This is a genomic window from Prevotella sp. oral taxon 306 str. F0472 (assembly GCF_000257925.1).
GTDB classification, from domain to species: Bacteria; Bacteroidota; Bacteroidia; order Bacteroidales; family Bacteroidaceae; genus Prevotella; species Prevotella vespertina.
This window is the reverse complement of sequence record NZ_AJIN01000011.1, coordinates 94,799-109,396: the sequence shown is the minus strand read 5'-3', so window position 1 is coordinate 109,396 and position 14,598 is coordinate 94,799. Positions and strand designations below refer to the sequence as shown.

Here is a 14,598-nt window from a genome sequence, read left to right as displayed (position 1 = left end):
CTAAGTCATACTGATTGTACATAAAGCCAATTACAATCAGTATGAAAACAAAAGAGGATATGTCTGAATGACATATCCTCTTTTATTATATACATATTATATAAGGTGAATCTTACTCCTCTTCTGCAGGCTTCATATTAGTGTACACATTCTGTACATCGTCAAACTCTTCAAGTCGTTCCACCATCTTATCTATAGTTTCACGCTGTTCAGGAGTAACATCTTTCAAGTCGTTTGGTATACGTGTAAACTCTGCAGAAGTTATCTCGAAACCATTATCCTCTAAATGTTTCTGAATGTCACCAAAGCTAGTTGGCTCACCATAGATGGTAATCTCATTCTCTTCTTCATCTTCATCAAACTCATCATCAACTCCATAGTCAATCAAGTCGAGAATCAATTCCTCCATATCTAAGCCGTCCTTCTTTTTGAATGAGAAGACTGCTTTGTGATCGAAGAGGAAGCTCAAAGAACCTTGAGTACCCAAGTTACCATTGAACTTATTGAATACGGAACGAACATCGGCAACGGTACGTGTGGTATTGTCTGTCAATGTGTCAACAAATACTGCAATACCATGAGGACCATAACCCTCATAAGGAACCTCCTTATAATCGCTTTGATCCTTACCCATTGCGTTCTTGATAGCTCGCTGGATATTATCCTTTGGCATATTCTCACGCTTACATGTAGCGATAATTGCACGAAGACGAGGATTGTTTTCAGGCTCTGGTCCACCTGCCTTTACAGCAATAGCGATTTCCTTACCTAACTTTGTAAATGTGCGAGCCATGTGGCCCCATCTCTTGAGCTTAGTAGCTTTGCGATATTCAAATGCTCTACCCATTGGATTTTCTTATTAACGGAGTTCTGCTCCTAGTTTATTTGTTAAATTCTTAATTAATTTCTGCATGATAGCATCGATAGCCTTATCGTTGAGCGTCTTTGTCTCATCCTGAAGAATGAAGTTAACGGCATAGCTCTTCTTTCCTTCTGGTAAGTTCTTACCCTGATAAACATCGAAGAGTTCCACACGCTTCAACTGTTTCTTATCTGTCTGACGTGCTATCTCTTCTATCTGAGCAAACTCTACATTATTATCAACCAATAATGCAAGGTCGCGACTTACTGCAGGGTACTTAGAAATCTCGTGGAACTGCAACTTATTCTTGCGAGTTGCTTTCATCAAGCCAGTCCAATCAAGCTCTGCATAATAAACCTTCTGCTCTATATCAAAACTCTTCAGAACCTTATGATTAACGATTCCCATTTCTACCAACGCCTTGCCTGCACGTGTCTTCAAGACAAGTGCCTTATCGAAAGCATTATTGTCCGAATTAGTACAAACCAACAAACCTTGTGGTACACCTATACGGCGAAGGATATTTTCAACGTATGCCTTCAACTCATAGAAAGAACTATCCTCGTCTGGGTGTGCCCATGATCCTTGAATATGTTTACCTGTTACCCATAAGGCAATGTGATGATCTTGTACATAAGCCTTTACTGGGCTTTCTTCTGACCATTTCTCCTTATCGTACTTATAGACATTGCCCACCTCAAAGAAGCGGAGGTTCTGTGCTTTACGATTAACGTTACGAACAATGCTCTCCAAACCACCAAAGAGTAAGGTCTGACGCATTACCCCCAAGTCAACTGATAGTGGATTCATCACCTTTACTGTTTCTTCCCAAGGATAAGCATTAAAACCAGTCTCCTCATAGTAAGAAGCCTTAGTTAAAGAGTTGTTCATAATCTCTAAGATGCCTTCACCTACAAGCTGCTCACCAATGATATTCTCCTTATGGTACTCTTTATCAGCATCCTCTGCTATCGTCAATGAAGACTTCAACGTTGTTGGAATCTCTACATTATTATATCCATAGATACGAAGTATATCCTCTACAACATCACAAGGACGCTGAACATCCACACGATAGGCTGGGACTAATAAATCTAAACCTTCAGCATCTTCCTTCACTACCTTCATCTCAAGGCTTTCGGCAATTCGCTTAATAACATCATTGCCAAGTTTCTTACCAATGAGGCGATCACAATACTCGTAATTTAAACGAACTGGGAAGTCGGACATCTTTGTAGGATACTCATCACGAATCTCCATACTGATCTTGCCTCCTGCCAATTCTTTACAAAGAATAGCTGCTTGCTTGAGTGCATAGATAACGCCATTTGGATCAATGCCACGCTCAAAACGGAAGCTAGCATCAGTAGATAACCCATGACGACGAGCACTCTTACGTATCCATGTTGGATGGAAGTAAGCACTCTCTAGAACCACGTTACGAGTGGTCTCATAAGTACCACTACCCTTTCCACCAAAGACACCAGCAATACACATCGGTTCGTCCTCATTACAAATGGCAAGGTCATGCTCACCTAGAATGTGCTCCTCACCATCGAGTGTAACGAACTTCTTTCCCTCGTTATTGTCTTTTACAATGATATGGTGACCCTTCACCATGTCTGCATCAAAGCTGTGCATTGGCTGACCATACGCCATCATGATATAATTAGTAATGTCTACGATGTTATTGATGGGGCGCAAACCAATGACATTCAACTTATCTTTCAACCATTGTGGGCTTTCTTTAACCTCGCAATCGGTAATACTCAAACAAGCATAGCGACGGCATGCCTCGGGATTATCGATAGTTACCTCGATTGGAAGATCATGATTATCAACTACAAAGGCATCACAATTAGGACGATGAAGCGATGTCTTATAGCCGTTCTGTGTGAGCCAAGCGTAAAGATCACGAGCCACTCCATAATGACTAAGAGCATCGGCACGGTTAGCAGTGATATCTATATCAATTAGCCAGTCGCTATCCAAATGATAATACTCTGCAGCAGGCTGACCTACTGGTGCATCTTCTGGTAAAACTATTATTCCATCGTGAGCTGTACCGACACCTATTTCGTCCTCCGCACAGATCATGCCAAGACTTTCAACGCCACGCAGTTTACTCTTCTTAATTGCAAATTCCTTGTCGCCATCATAGAGCACACAACCAAGATCAGCTACAATAACCTTCTGCCCTGCAGCTACATTGGGAGCACCACAAACAATTTGCTGTGGTTCCCCTTTGCCTAAGTCTACGGTTGTAACGTGAAGATGATCTGAATTAGGGTGCGCCTCACAAGTCAATACTTTACCAACAAAGAGACCCTTGAGTCCGCCACGTATCGTTTCAACCTCTTCCAATGCGTCAACTTCCAAACCAGTAGATGTCAACGCGTCCGCCGTCTCCTGTGGAGTAAGGTCAAAGTCAACGTATTCCTTTAGCCATTTGTATGAAATCTTCATTATCTAGATATATTGTTTATTCCAAAAATACATGCAAAATTACTAAAAAATTAAGATATGGCAAAGGGATGACTGAAAAAAGCCACCAAAGTAAGAGGATTCTACCTGTAAGCAACATCCATACCTAATAAGCAGAAGCATCCACACTATTCTATGAAGTGGGTAAGAACATAGTCTACTCTAAATGATTTTTTATTACAGCTAAAGATAATAAAAGTAACTTTCTTAACTATCAAAAGGATTACGAAAGTGCAACAGAATACATGATTAGGAGACAAAAGAACTTCAAAATAAAATACGTTCATATAGTAACATATTGTCCCCTATTTAATTATAACAGATACTTGAGAGAATCAATTATGATTTTATTCAATAATCAAATAAAGTTTAGTTGACTTCTAACTTTGAGTACTATTAACGTTTAACTTAAAGTACGAGGGACGTTTAACTTAAAGTATAATCAAGGTTTAACTTAAAGTACAAACGACCTCTAACTTAAAGTACAAACCAGTATGAGATATAACTTCAAAAGATATTAGATATAAATAGAACAAGAAAATTAATTTATCCTATCAATCAAGTATTTATAACCTATTTGTTTTACTTTTACTATAATAAAGAAATGATATTCATTTAGCACCTATTACTCCTCAACTTTACCCCTCGAAATGACACAACTTAGCCTGGAATATTAGTGATAGTTATAGAGTATCGTGTAATAAATAATGAACAGTTATCCCCTTAACTTGGAAGCGAATCATCCCCTAAATAAAGAGTTTATATAACGCTAATAACATAAAAAAAGGTAGTTAGGAAAAACCTAACTACCTTCTATATATTGGATGACAAATTACAAAGTATGTCCATCTAAGAAATCCTGTAACTTACTTTTATAACTATCAGATATTGGAAGAACAGCATTACCAATAACGACACGAAGACGATCGACTCCGTCAATATTCTTCATGTGAACAATGTAAGATCTATGAATACGCATGAATTCTGGTCGAGGCAGAGACTCCTCTATCTTCTTCATATTCATAAGGCTCATGATAGGCTCATGATTACCTGTGAGATATATCCTTACATAATCTTTCAAGCCTTCTATGTAAAGAATATCGTCAAACATGATCTTAACTAACTTATAATCACTCTTTACAAAGATGAAACGATCACCGAAAGCGTTCTCTGACTGATGAAGACTATTGAACCAATCTAACGCACGATTAGCTCCAGCCAAGAAATCATCATAGCTAATAGGCTTCATTAAATAGTCAACAGCATTAGCTTTGTAACCCTCTATGGCATATTGACTGAATGCTGTTGTAAATATTATTTTGGTTTCTTTTGGTAGAATCCGAGCAAACTCTAACCCACTTAGTTCGGGCATTTGAATGTCTAAGAAAATAAGGTCTACCTTATTTTCACGAATACATTTTATCCCTTCTACAGCACTATTAAATACTCCAACCAGATTTAAAAATAGAGTCTTCTTCGCATAGCTAGCTAATAAACCTGCTGCTAATGGCTCATCATCAATGATTATACAGTTTAGTGTCATAGATAATTATTTTAGACGAATATATGTTCATTTTACTATCGTATTTCTTTTTCCATTGATACTTACCTGGGTAAGCTAGCTCTAAACGACGTTCAACTTGCTTAAGCCCTATACCATGTCCACTTCTTTCTTCTTTAGTCTTCGGATGATGACTGTTCTCTATAGCAAAAACTATACGTTCGTCATTCGCATCCAATAAAATGTGAATAAAGTTCTTATGACTAGGACTGATCCCATGCTTAAACGCATTCTCAAGAAGTGATATAAATATCATTGGAGCAACTTGTATATTACAAGGCTCTGGAAGGTTGCACTCTCGTTTGATATCAACATTATCAGGTAAACGAATCATCATTAACTCAATATAGTTGTTCAAAAATTCTACCTCCTCCTTCAAACTTACGTAGGGTTGCTGATAATCATAAAGTATATGGCGCAACATCTTTGAAAGATCAATGATTGCTTTCTGCGCTTTCTCCGTATCAAAAGCTGTAAGCGCATAGATGTTATTCATTGTGTTAAGTAAGAAGTGTGGGTTCACCTGCTGTCGAAGATTAATTAGTTCAGCTTTTGTCATTGCAGTTTCAGCTTCTCTCTTCTCTTCTTCAGCCTTTGACCAGCGTTGCGCCATCAATACAGATGTTGCCGCACCTGCACATATACTAAGATTAAAGATATTGCGAGTAATAAAGAAAAGATGTGGGTTTATGTTTTCTTCCTCATTCTGTAATAACAATTGATAGGAGAATGATATAATATATCGTTCCGTACCTGTATAGTACAACCACTCATGTTGTGCTACGGACAAAAATAAGATGAGAATAACATTATAAATCCAGAATTCTCTCTCATCTCCTTTTAACAACTTTGGAGCAAAAACGAAATAATTGACATAAGCCACTATCATCATTGACAATGGGACTATATATTGATATAAGCTCTCTTGCCATGAAAATAAACCAAAAGGTGAGTATATGATAGGCACGAGGAACAATGGAAGCCAAAGTACTATCTGACTCCAAAACACCTTTGATGTATAAATTTGTTTCCTCATTATTACTACTTATTGATCGTATCTATCACAAATTCGCAAACAAAGATAATAAAACTTTCTGTAAAAAAAATGTATTATCTGAATATGTGAGTTTATTTTACATTAATCATCTTGAATGTCTATACTAAAAGCCTGTAATTAACTAATTTTTATATTATAAGATCTCATTCATACAAAAAACGCATGTCAAAAGACATGCGTTTTTAGACTAAATAACTTGTTTGTTATTTTGATAAATGATATTGTATGCGACTATCATTCATAGTGCTGAAGTCTTGCAATATATTTACCGATTATATCAAACTCAATATTAACGATTGAGCCAAGTTTTATATCCGCAAAGTTCGTATTTTCCTTTGTGTATGGTATAATCGCTACTTTAAAACTATTATCAGTAGGATTACAAACGGTGAGAGACACTCCATTTACTGTTATTGAACCTTTATCTACAGAGAAATAGCCTTTTTGAGCCATTTCACGATTAAGGGGATACTCAAAAGTATAGTATGTACTCCCATCAGCATCCTCCATGTTGATACATTTAGCAGTTTGATCTACATGACCTTGCACGATGTGACCATCTAAACGTCCATTCATCATCATTGAACGCTCAATATTAATCCTATCTCCTACTTTAAGTAAGCCCAGATTTGAACGCTCAAGTGTTTCTTTCATCGCTGTAACAGTATATGTTTCGTTTTCAAAACGAACTACTGTGAGACATACTCCATTATGAGCTATACTTTGGTCTATCTTTAATTCATTTGTAAATGAACAACGAAAAGTAAAATGGATATTTTCCTGTTCGTGTTCTATATGAACCAATTGAGCCATCTCTTCTACAATTCCTGAGAACATATAATTAATTCCTTTCTTTTCTCCTTTAGAGGATAGTAGTTAGTGCTTATGTCATCTGCCATATAATATAAGGACAACTATCTTTCACATGGAGCTTTTAAGATTTAGTTAATAAATTAGACACATATAAAAAGGTGAGACTCCTATGTAGGAATCTCACCTCAATTCCCTCATCTTATATAGTTGGGAAATGGAAGAGTCGTATCGATGATGTGATGAAAAGTCCGAGTATCAATGATAAGAGAGCTCCTCGTCTTTGTAATCCACTGACCTTGCGGCTTAGTCGCATAATGCGATTTATGTGGCCCGCCATTAACAAAAGAAGTCATCTCGGGTTTTCTAATTTATTTGATGACTATCCCAATCGAATCGATACGACTAAATCTGTATCCTTTCGGTGTGCAAAGTTAGTATAAAGTTCCTGATCATCCAAACAATTTGTAATTAAATTGTTTATATCTTTATAGGACTTACACTTAATAAACCTCTTATTTCAACCAATTAATGTATCTTGTAATATTTCACTAAGGGTTGGATGAATATGAATAATATCACATATTTCGTCTAATGTAGTATCACGATTCATTAGAGCAGAGAGCTCTTGTATGAGATCTGCAGAATGACTTCCATAAGCATGTCCACCAAGGATTAGACCATCTTCTCCTATCAGGATTTTAATCATACCTTCCGTTTCATTCATACTTAGCGCTTTACCATTTGATCGATAGAAACCTTTTCGTATTGTGTACTTAACCCCAGTTTCTTTACATTGCTCTTCCGTCTTACCCACACACGCAGCCTCTGGATAAGTGAAGATTGCAGAAGGCATAATCTCAAGACGAATATTATCCTGCTTACTTAAAATATGATTAACAGCACGGAATCCTTGGAAAGTAGCTGCATGCGCTAACATCTGACGAGCATTTACATCTCCAATAGCATAAACGCCCTTAATGTTGGTTTCCATGTTCTTATCAACAGGGATTCCTTTGAGAGAATATTCTATATTTGTTGAATCTAGCCCAATATCCATCACGTTAGGTTGTCTACCAGTAGCTACAAGGACTAGGTCTGCCTCTAATTTTATCTCTTTTTCTTTTTTATTAAAGACAACAATGGTATCCACATTATCCTCCTCTGTTGGAGGAATAACTTTTTCAACAGCACTTTGCATATAGAATGTTACTCCTCGCTTCTCTAGCATTTTCCTTAGACGTTTTGCAATATCACTATCTATCATAGGAAGACACTCCTTCATGTATTCTACAACAACCACCTGACATCCGAAAGCAGCAAATGCTGAAGCGAACTCCATACCAATAACTCCTGCACCTATAATAATAAGTCGTTTGGGGAGTTCGTCAATAGAAAGAAGTTCTGTAGAAGTGACAACCGAACGCTTAAGCGTAGGACTATTTAAATAATCTTCTCTATTAATAAAAGGTGGCAGCTTTGCTTGAGATCCAGTTGCTATAATAATATTCTTTGCTTCTATTTTCCTGTCACCAACTTCAACAATATAGTCAGAAACGAAATGTGCTTCCCCTTTTATTAAATTGATATTTGGCTGATTAAGTAATGTATTAATCCCCTCCCTTAACTGGCTAAGTACCCCATTCTTTCTTTCCATCACTTTCACAAAATCAAGTGAAGGAAAAGTGTCTAAAGAAGAAAGAGCTGCTATACGGACCTCTGCATCATGTGCAAGACATTTAGTAGGAATACATCCTGCGTTAAGACATGTTCCTCCTAGTTGATCTTTTTCGATAATAGTTACATGTAAACCATTCTTAGCTGCGTAAGAAGCGGTTCGGTAACCGCCAGGTCCCGAACCGATAATCAATAAATCTGTTTTATCCATATAGATCCTTATTAAATAGATTTATTATATTCAATATAGACTTTTCACAAACACAAATTAAGATTCTTCACCCTTATCATTAACTAGCTGTTGAAAGGTCAAGATAGGATGTTTTGCTGCAAGGACATCATCCACTCTTCCAATAGGAGTATTGTGCGGAGCCTCTTTCAAAAGTTCTGGACTCTCTATTGCTTCCTTAGCTATGATATGCATTGTCTTAATGAATCCATCTATGGTTTCTTTACTTTCATTCTCTGTTGGTTCAATCATCATGGCCTCATGGAATAAGAGAGGGAAGTAAATTGTAGGAGCATGATAACCATAATCCAAAAGACGTTTAGCAACATCCATCGTCGTTATTCCCGTACTCTTATCTTTTAATCCATCAAACACAAATTCATGTTTACAGAGCATATCTATAGGAAGCTCATAATCATCTTTCAGGCTTTCTTTTATGTAATTAGCATTTAATGTCGCCAATAAGCCTACTTCCTTTATATGATTCTTTCCTAAAGTAAGTATATATGTATAGGCACGAAGAATAACAAGGAAATTACCTAAATAACCTCCAATATGGATATTACCAAGAGATTCCTCTTCGTCCAACTTTGATTCTGCTATATAAAAACCCTCATCGCTTTTACATACGTGAGGCTTAGGAAGGAATGGTATTAACTTCTCACAAATACCGACAGGACCAGAGCCAGGACCACCACCACCATGAGGAGTCGAGAATGTTTTGTGAAGGTTAAGATGGATAACATCAAATCCCATATCGCCTGGACGCGCTATTCCTAACAATGGATTAAGGTTAGCACCATCATAATATAGTAATCCACCGCAATCATGAACTAAACGTGCTATTTCAGGAATATCCTTTTCAAATAAACCAAGAGTATTGGGATTCGTCATCATCATACCAGCAATATCATCCCCCAATAGTTTCTTAAGATCATCAAGATCGACGAGTCCATTCTCTGTACTTTTCACTTCAACGACTTCAAGACCACATACAGCTGCAGAAGCAGGGTTTGTTCCATGAGCAGAATCCGGTACTATAACTTTTTTGCGCTTAGTATCTCCACGCTGAAGATGATAGGAAGAAATGATCATCAATCCTGTTAATTCACCATGAGCACCTGCATAAGGGTTGAGCGTGACATCAGCCATACCTGTTATTGAAGCCAATGCACGCTGAATATTATATTCAATTTCCAAAGCACCTTGCACCGTTTCAATAGGTTGACGAGGATGAAGTCCTGTAAAGGAAGGCATTGCGGCAATTTCTTCATTAATCGTTGGATTATACTTCATTGTACAAGAACCAAGAGGATAGAACCCGTTATCCACTCCGAAGTTATTTCCACTATGATTTGTATAATGCCTAACTACTGTGAGTTCGTCACATTCTGGAAGTTCCGCATCCTTTTCTCGTTTACATGATGATGGCAAATTATAACTTCCAAAATTATTTTCAGGTAAACTATAAGCACGTCTACCGGGATGAGACAACTCAAATATTAGATTGCCATATAACTTATTATTCATTGCAACTTATGATTTAGACATTATATAACTAGAATAATTCAATAAAGGAATCGACCTCATCCTTTGTACGCTTCTCTGTTACAGCAATAAGGAGCTTATCTTTCCCAACTTTTATACCTGGGAGAAAACCTTTTTCTATTGCCTTATCAAAGAAAGCATCCCTATCTTGCATTTCAACGAGGAACTCATTAAAGAATTCTTTATTGTAAACTAACTTAGCTTTACCCGTACTAATAAGTTTTTCACAAAGATAATGAGCACCATCATAACTTAACTGAGCCGCCTCTTTCATACCTTCTTTCCCCATAAGACTCATATAAATTGTTGCATATAGAGCCATCAAACTTTGGTTCGAGCAGATATTTGATGTTGCTTTCTGGCGACGAATATGTTGTTCACGTGCTTGAAGTGTAAGAACAAACACACGTTGTCCACGATTATCACGCGTCTCACCAACAATACGTCCTGGGAGTTTACGCATTAACTTCTGAGTAGAACACATATAACCAGCATAAGGTCCACCAAAGCTCATTGGTAATCCAAGACTTTGAATATCACCAACAGCAAGATCTGCTCCCCATTCTCCAGGAGTCTTAAGCAATGCTAGATCAGAAGCAACACTATTGATGATAAACATAGCTTTATTCTCGTGACAAACATCAGAGAAACCAGTAAAATCTTCTATTATACCATAGCGATTAGGCTGTTGAACTATAACACCCGCAATACCTCCTACTGCCATTTGCTTTTTCAATTCATCAAGCGAGGTAGTACCTTCTGTCGTCTCAATAGCCTTGAGTTTAACTCCATGAAAGAACGCATAAGTCTTTAATACCGCTATAATATTCTCATTCAAAGCAGCAGAATAAAGGATAGTATCAGCTTTTTTACTATTATCGAAAGCCACCATCATGGCTTCAGCTGTAGCGGTAGTTCCTTCATACATTGAGGCGTTGGCAATATCCATACCTGTTAACTCCGCCATCATACTCTGAAATTCAAAGATATAATGAAGTGTTCCTTGAGAAATTTCGGCTTGATAAGGCGTATAAGAAGTGAGGAATTCTGAGCGACTCACAAGATTTGGAACAGCACTTGGGGTATAATGGTCATATACTCCCCCACCAGCAAAGCAAGTAAGCATATTGTTCTTTTTACCGAGTTTATCAAAAAAAGAACGTATCTCAAGTTCGCTCATAGCATTCGGAATATCGTATTCTCCCGTAAAGCGAATCTCTTCTGGTATTTCCGAATAGAGCATTTCAAGATCATTGAAGCCGATTCGCTCTAGCATTTGCCGAACCTCTTCATTTGTATGAGGAAAAAACTTATGGTTCATTTCGTATAGAGTTGTTTAGGTGTATGATATAGATAAAACCATTTATCTGATATTCTTCTTAATAAGAACGTAATTAGAAAATAATCCTTATCTATCTTTAATCTTCAGAACAGAACTCTTCGTAAGCTTTGGAATCCATAAGATCTTTCAATTCTGATGTATCAGAAAGTTCCACCTTTATAATCCAATTATCAAAAGCATCTTTGTTTAGCAAACCTGGTTCATCCTCTAAAGCCTCATTGATTTCTAAAACTTTACCAGAAACGGGAGCTTTAAGGTCGGATGCTGCTTTCACACTCTCTATTGCGCCGAAATCTTCATCAACTTCAATCTCATCATCTACTTCTGGCATATCGACATAAACAATATTACCTAACGCATGCTGTGCATAATCAGTGATACCGATATAACCAACATTACCTGCAACTTTAACGAACTCGTGTGACTCTGAATAATAGAGTCCTTCAACTACTTTAGTCATAATAATTTATTTTTTAGGTTTTTAATTCAAATCATATCTTATAAAAGCATTACTTCTTATAATGCTTATCGTAGAATTTCTTTTTAGCAACCACTCCAGAGAATGATTTCTTTCGGATTTGTATCTCTAGCTTGTCGCCCAACTGGATAGAACCATCAACCAAAGCTACAGCACAACTCTTTGGTGTGGATATTAAGCGATAGCCAGTTGTTACCACGCCTACCTCTTCTCCATCCTTCAGCACCTTATATCCATGACGAGGAATAGCGTTGGCATCTAGAACTATACCACGAAGACGCTGGCTTACTCCCTCTGTTTTCTGCTTTTGAAGTGCTTCTTTTCCTATGAACTCTTCTTTATCCAACTTAACAAACATAGATAAACCAGCCATTACAGGAGAGATTTTATCTGTTAATTCATTACCATACAAAGGGAGTCCTACCTCAAAACGCAATGTATCGCGACAGCCAAGCCCACAAGGTGTAACGCCAGCTGCTATGAGTTTATCCCATGCTTCATTGATATATTTTGGAGAACCATAGATTTCAAAACCATCTTCTCCTGTATAACCCGTGCGAGAAACAATAATAATTTCGTCACCTACCTTTACTTGTCTCACTTCATAGAACTTCAATTCTTTCGTACTAAGTCCTAAGACGCTCTCCATTTTCTCTTCTGCTTCTGAACCTTGCAAAGCTAATTGTCCGTAAGCCTCACTCTTATTTTCTAGAATAACATCATATCCTTTCGCATTTTCTTCAATCCATGCCACGTCCTTTTCTATATTTGACGCATTGATTGTCATGAGAAATACTTGATCATCTAGTTTGCAAATACAAGTATCATCTACTACTCCACCATCTGGATAACACATCATTCCGTATAACACCTTGCCTGCAGGTAGCCCCGTCACATCATTTGTGAAGATATGATTGATATATTTCTCTGCATCATGCCCAGTAACGAGCACTTCTCCCATGTGAGAAACATCAAAAACTCCACAGTGTTCTCTTACAGCGTTATGTTCTTCCGTAATGCCAGTATACTGAATTGGCATATCAAAACCAGCAAATGGTGTGATTAGTGCGCCCAATGTAACATGTTTGTCATATAGGCAAGTTCTTTTGTTATTCATATTTGTTTAGGTTTTAATTTGTACTTCTCAACGATAAATTATCGATTTAGGTATTCATCTTATGGATTGCGCAAATGTACAAAGAAATAAACTCACCAACAAGCTTAACCTGTTAAAACATCGTTAACAAAGTTAAACTATGAATAAGCAAACTTATATCTATATAATAATAAAAGGTGAGAAATTATTAATTTGTATTTTTGCAACGCAATTCTTAGATGTTTAGGATATATTTATGAAGAAGTTACAGCAAGTATTTATATTGATTACATGTATTTTGGTAATCGCAGTAGCAGCCGTACAACGAGATGGAAAGCTATGGGGAGATAGCTTATTTAATAAAGAAAAAACTGCAAAAACCAATAAAATTGATACGCTCCGAACATTAGATGATGGCACAATCATTATTAATACCACTTATCTTGCTAAGGACGTAAAGGGATTCGGCGGGGCTGTTCCACTGGAAATCTATATTAAGAAAGGTAAAATTGATAAGGTAAAAGCATTAAAAAACTCTGAGACGCCTGATTTCTTCCAAGAGGCTAGCGAGTTATTGACCCGTTGGAATGGCAAAACGCCGAAGCAAGCACTCGCAATGAAAGTAGACGGTGTGACAGGAGCTACCTATTCGTCTCGTGGAATCATAGGAAATATGAAGGCGGGACTACTATATGCTTCTAAAAACATGGAACGCCCTTCGCTCTTCGATAAGATGGATTTGCGGGCAAAGTCGCTTATCGGTTTGCTGGTCGTCCTAATGGCGGCTATCATTCCTCTGTTTGTAAAAAATAAACGCTATCGCATTTTCCAACTTTTATTAAATGTTGCCATCTTAGGACTATGGAGCGGAACCTTCATTTCATGGTCGGTTCTTGTCGGATTCATGTCTGGTGGTATCAATTTTTGGCTATCACTCATTCCCATCGTAATGCTCATTACCGCCTTTATCTACCCCCTATTTGGCAAAAAGAATTATTACTGTTCGAATGTTTGTCCCTATGGTGCAGCACAAGAATTAGTAGGAATGACGAATCATCATAAATGGAAAATGAGTAAACGACTGGTGCAAAACCTAGAACACTTCCGTAAAATTTTATTCTGGGTTCTAATGATTCTGATGTTAGCAGGCGTATGGTCGAAATGGATGGACTATGAATTGTTCGTTGCCTTCATCTTCCAATCAACAGGTTGGATTGTCATTCTCATTGCAATCCTATTCCTTGTATTGTCAATCTTCGTACCGCGTCCCTACTGCCGCTTTGTTTGTCCGATGGGAAGTCTATTTAAACTCTCTTCGACAACATCAGTAAAAAAACTGATTTGATTAATCCAACTCGACTGGCAAACGGCAGGAATTGTCAGTCGAGCCTCATCGAATAACCGCTTCTTAAGGGAGGATTTTTACAAAAGGATAGCTCTCGCACTTTGTAATA

11 protein-coding genes are annotated in these 14,598 nt (G+C 37.4%); 1 reads left to right on the top strand and 10 read right to left on the bottom strand.

The window, feature by feature from the left end; genetic code table 11:
- Positions 1 to 112 precede the first annotated feature (112 nt).
- The 10 genes from HMPREF9969_RS01515 to gcvT form a co-directional block, all read right to left on the bottom strand.
- Positions 113 to 847, bottom strand: coding sequence for a YebC/PmpR family DNA-binding transcriptional regulator (locus tag HMPREF9969_RS01515; protein WP_009434046.1), 735 nt, complete (start codon positions 845 to 847; stop codon positions 113 to 115).
- 12 nt (positions 848 to 859) lie between these two features.
- Positions 860 to 3,328 (bottom strand): phenylalanine--tRNA ligase subunit beta, encoded by a 2,469-nt coding sequence (pheT, locus tag HMPREF9969_RS01510; protein ID WP_009434159.1) that lies wholly within the window; start codon positions 3,326 to 3,328, stop codon positions 860 to 862.
- 850 nt (positions 3,329 to 4,178) lie between these two features.
- Positions 4,179 to 4,889, bottom strand: coding sequence for a LytR/AlgR family response regulator transcription factor (locus HMPREF9969_RS01505; protein ID WP_009434182.1), 711 nt, complete (start codon positions 4,887 to 4,889; stop codon positions 4,179 to 4,181).
- Positions 4,864 to 5,943 carry a sensor histidine kinase gene (locus HMPREF9969_RS01500; protein WP_009434100.1) on the bottom strand — a complete coding sequence of 360 codons (1,080 nt, stop codon included), beginning with the start codon at positions 5,941 to 5,943 and terminating at the stop codon, positions 4,864 to 4,866. Before HMPREF9969_RS01500 ends, HMPREF9969_RS01505 begins: the two co-directional genes overlap by 26 nt.
- Before the next feature lie 255 nt (positions 5,944 to 6,198).
- The gene (locus tag HMPREF9969_RS01495; protein ID WP_009434156.1) at positions 6,199 to 6,801 is read right to left on the bottom strand and encodes a riboflavin synthase; all 603 of its coding nucleotides are present in this window, start codon (positions 6,799 to 6,801) and stop codon (positions 6,199 to 6,201) included.
- Positions 6,802 to 7,294: 493 nt separating this feature from the next.
- A complete protein-coding gene (gene lpdA / locus HMPREF9969_RS01490; protein ID WP_009434066.1) occupies positions 7,295 to 8,662 on the bottom strand; it encodes a dihydrolipoyl dehydrogenase in 1,368 nt (455 codons plus the stop codon).
- Positions 8,663 to 8,719: 57 nt separating this feature from the next.
- Positions 8,720 to 10,210, bottom strand: a complete 1,491-nt coding sequence (gene gcvPB / locus HMPREF9969_RS01485) for an aminomethyl-transferring glycine dehydrogenase subunit GcvPB (RefSeq protein WP_009434082.1) — start codon at positions 10,208 to 10,210, stop codon at positions 8,720 to 8,722.
- 28 nt (positions 10,211 to 10,238) lie between these two features.
- Entirely contained in the window at positions 10,239 to 11,549 is a 1,311-nt protein-coding gene (gcvPA, locus tag HMPREF9969_RS01480; RefSeq protein WP_009434189.1) for an aminomethyl-transferring glycine dehydrogenase subunit GcvPA, read from the bottom strand.
- Positions 11,550 to 11,646: 97 nt separating this feature from the next.
- Entirely contained in the window at positions 11,647 to 12,030 is a 384-nt protein-coding gene (gcvH, locus tag HMPREF9969_RS01475) for a glycine cleavage system protein GcvH (protein WP_009434089.1), read from the bottom strand.
- A 49-nt stretch (positions 12,031 to 12,079) separates the two neighbouring features.
- A complete protein-coding gene (gene gcvT / locus HMPREF9969_RS01470) occupies positions 12,080 to 13,165 on the bottom strand; it encodes a glycine cleavage system aminomethyltransferase GcvT (protein ID WP_009434135.1) in 1,086 nt (361 codons plus the stop codon).
- 235 nt (positions 13,166 to 13,400) lie between these two features.
- Here gcvT and HMPREF9969_RS01465 point away from each other — a divergent pair, with 235 nt between their 5' ends.
- A complete protein-coding gene (locus tag HMPREF9969_RS01465) occupies positions 13,401 to 14,489 on the top strand; it encodes a 4Fe-4S binding protein (RefSeq protein ID WP_009434047.1) in 1,089 nt (362 codons plus the stop codon).
- The last annotated feature ends 109 nt before the right edge of the window (positions 14,490 to 14,598 follow it).

Coding starts and splice junctions, on each gene's coding strand:
- gcvH (WP_009434089.1), bottom strand. CDS start 12,030: ATGACTAAAGTAGTTGAAGGACTCTATTATTCAGAGTCACACGAGTTC.
- HMPREF9969_RS01505 (WP_009434182.1), bottom strand. CDS start 4,889: ATGACACTAAACTGTATAATCATTGATGATGAGCCATTAGCAGCAGGT.
- gcvPB (WP_009434082.1), bottom strand. CDS start 10,210: ATGAATAATAAGTTATATGGCAATCTAATATTTGAGTTGTCTCATCCC.
- gcvT (WP_009434135.1), bottom strand. CDS start 13,165: ATGAATAACAAAAGAACTTGCCTATATGACAAACATGTTACATTGGGC.
- pheT (WP_009434159.1), bottom strand. CDS start 3,328: ATGAAGATTTCATACAAATGGCTAAAGGAATACGTTGACTTTGACCTT.
- gcvPA (WP_009434189.1), bottom strand. CDS start 11,549: ATGAACCATAAGTTTTTTCCTCATACAAATGAAGAGGTTCGGCAAATG.
- HMPREF9969_RS01515 (WP_009434046.1), bottom strand. CDS start 847: ATGGGTAGAGCATTTGAATATCGCAAAGCTACTAAGCTCAAGAGATGG.
- HMPREF9969_RS01465 (WP_009434047.1), top strand. CDS start 13,401: ATGAAGAAGTTACAGCAAGTATTTATATTGATTACATGTATTTTGGTA.
- lpdA (WP_009434066.1), bottom strand. CDS start 8,662: ATGGATAAAACAGATTTATTGATTATCGGTTCGGGACCTGGCGGTTAC.
- HMPREF9969_RS01500 (WP_009434100.1), bottom strand. CDS start 5,943: ATGAGGAAACAAATTTATACATCAAAGGTGTTTTGGAGTCAGATAGTA.
- HMPREF9969_RS01495 (WP_009434156.1), bottom strand. CDS start 6,801: ATGTTCTCAGGAATTGTAGAAGAGATGGCTCAATTGGTTCATATAGAA.